This is a genomic window from Elusimicrobiota bacterium, assembly GCA_041658405.1.
In the GTDB taxonomy this organism is placed as follows: Bacteria; Elusimicrobiota; UBA5214; order JBBAAG01; family JBBAAG01; genus JBBAAG01.
In genome coordinates this window covers 1-2,560 of sequence record JBBAAG010000153.1, presented here as the reverse complement: position 1 = coordinate 2,560, position 2,560 = coordinate 1, and the positions used below count along the sequence as shown (strand labels likewise).

The window sequence follows — 2,560 nt, the reverse complement described above, 5'->3', positions numbered from 1 at the left end:
CTTAAGGATATTTATAATAACGCAAAAATATCGCCTACGGAAACACATTTTGAAAATTACGGGGACGGCAGTTCATGGCTTTGGGATTCTGCTACCAGGACCACAGCGGCAATACTGCAGGCATTGCTCGAGGTTAAAGGGAAATATCCGCATTCTGAAAATGTTGTGAAATGGCTTGTAGGTGAACGAAAACATGGTTGTTGGCGGACTACACAGGAAAATATGTATGTACTTTACGCTTTTAACGAATACGTTAAGGTTTATGAAAAAGAAAAGCCGGACTTCACAGCAAAAGTGTTGATTGAAGGAAAAGAAGTTATTAACGCTATGTTCCGTGGGCGTAGCCTGAAACCTGTGAACACTAAACTCGCGGTAGAACCGTACAAACGTGACGAGTTGCTGCCCGTAACGTTTGAAAAAACCGGAACAGGAAGGTTGTACTACGATTTTCGAATGATATATTCTCCTAAAGGAGTTTTACCTGCGCGGGAGGAAGGAATGGGGCTTACAAAAACCGTTACACCGTTTAATTCATACCAAGTAATGGATAGTACATACGCGTTGTCCGGCAGGTATAAAGTAACGTTAAAAGTTAAGACCAAACAAGAACGCCGGTTCGTGGTTATTGACGATCCAGTCCCTGCAGGATTTGAAGTAGTTAACCTTACGTTAGCAACGGAAAGCCAGGAGGAACGTTCCCAAGTAGAAGCAGAGAATAATAATAATTACAGGTACTGGGGTACGTTTGACCATTGGGAGTGTTATGACGATAAAGTTATGGTATTTGCCAACTGGCTGCAACCAGGCGAACATACGTATTCTTATCTTATACAAGCTGTTACTGCAGGCGAATTCTTTGCACCGCCTGCGAAAGTCGAAGAAATGTATACACCGGAAGTTTTTGGCAGGACAGGACAAAAAAATGTTGTTGTCAGGTAACGATATATGAAAAAGTATGTGATAAGCACTGCTATTCTGGTACTGATTACCGGTTGTTATATCGTGTGTTCCAGAATAGAGAACAGCAGTTTTACGTCTAAACGCATATATGATAGAAACATGATACTTATGCGGGAAATATGCGCGTCGGAATACGGTACGGCATACCCAATAAAACTTAGTGAACTACCGCGATATTTTATTGACGCGGTAATTGTAACGGAAGATAAACGGTTCTATTCGCATATCGGGCTCGACATTCTTGCGGTACTACGCGCGATAAAACAGAATATATATGCTCACCGGGTTATCTCCGGCGGGTCGACAATTACACAACAGCTGGTAAGAAATATGTACCATTATCCCAGGACGGTACCGGCAAAAGTGGTGGAAACCGTTCGTGCGGTATGTATAGAAATCAGGTATTCAAAAGCCAGGATTTTGGAAGAATATTTGAACAGGATACCGTATGGTAACGGCGCGTACGGCGTTGAATCCGCTGCACGGTTATATTTTGGTAAACCAGCAAAAGATTTGTCTTTAGCGGAAAGCGCGTTTTTGTGCGCGATTCCTGCGTCGAACAAGTTGTTTAATCCGTACAAAAAACGCAATGCTGTTTTTACCCGCCAACGTTACGTGCTTGCACAGTTGTACCGCACAAAAAAAATTTCTGAGACGGAATACAATATCGCAGGTAAAGAAAAGTTGGTGTTATACCTTAAAGAACAAAAGTTTATTGCACCGCATTTTTGTAATTGGGTACTTGAGAAATACAAAAACTCTGTACCTGATGAAATTATTACTACGCTGGATTGTGATATACAGAACAAAACAGAGTTTATTGTGAAAAACCATATTGCGCGCTTAAAAAACGCTAATGTCAATAACGCAGCGGTAGTAGTAGTTGAGAATACCACGCGTGATGTCATTGCGCTGGTCGGGTCATCAGATTTTTTTGATGAACTTAATTCCGGCCAGGTAAACGGTGCGTTGGCGTTAAGGCAGCCCGGGTCAGCAATAAAACCGTTTGTCTACGGCCTGGCGTTTGAACAGGGCAATACTCCGGCGGATACTATTTCGGATATAGATTCTAGTATTAGAATAAACGAGAACAGTTTTTTTAATCCCCAGAATTATGATAAAAAATATCACGGGCCGGTACGGTTGCGTACCGCACTAGCGTGTTCATACAACATTGCTACCACCAATCTTGCTGCTATGTTCGGGACCGAAGCGTTACTTGAAGTGTTACATCGTGCGAGATTCGATAGTTTGAAAAACGATGCAAAGTTTTACGGGCCCGGCCTGTGTTTAGGTACGGGCGAAGTGACATTAGCCGAGCTTGCACGGGCATACTGTGCGTTAGCTATGGGCGGTAGGGTTAAAGAACTGCGGATACTGAAAAATGAACCAAGCCAGGAGATGGGCCGTGTTTTTAAACCGGAAACCGCGTATTTGCTTACTGACATATTATCTGATAATAACGCACGGGAACCAGCGTTTGGCGAGTTCTCGTCATTAAACTTACCGTTTGATTGTGCTGTAAAAACCGGTACTTCAAAAAATTTTCGGGACAACTGGACCGTAGGATATACTCCGCGGTACACCGTTGCTGTATGGG

At 42.9% G+C, this 2,560-nt stretch carries 2 protein-coding genes; both read left to right on the top strand.

All coding sequences use genetic code 11. The features are described 5' to 3' along the window. Positions 1–939: hypothetical protein (locus WC955_13390; protein MFA5860049.1), on the top strand; the 939-nt coding region annotated here is incomplete at its 5' end. Positions 940–945: 6 nt separating this feature from the next. After that, the coding region (locus WC955_13385; protein MFA5860048.1) for a transglycosylase domain-containing protein at positions 946–2,560 on the top strand (1,615 nt) is incomplete at its 3' end.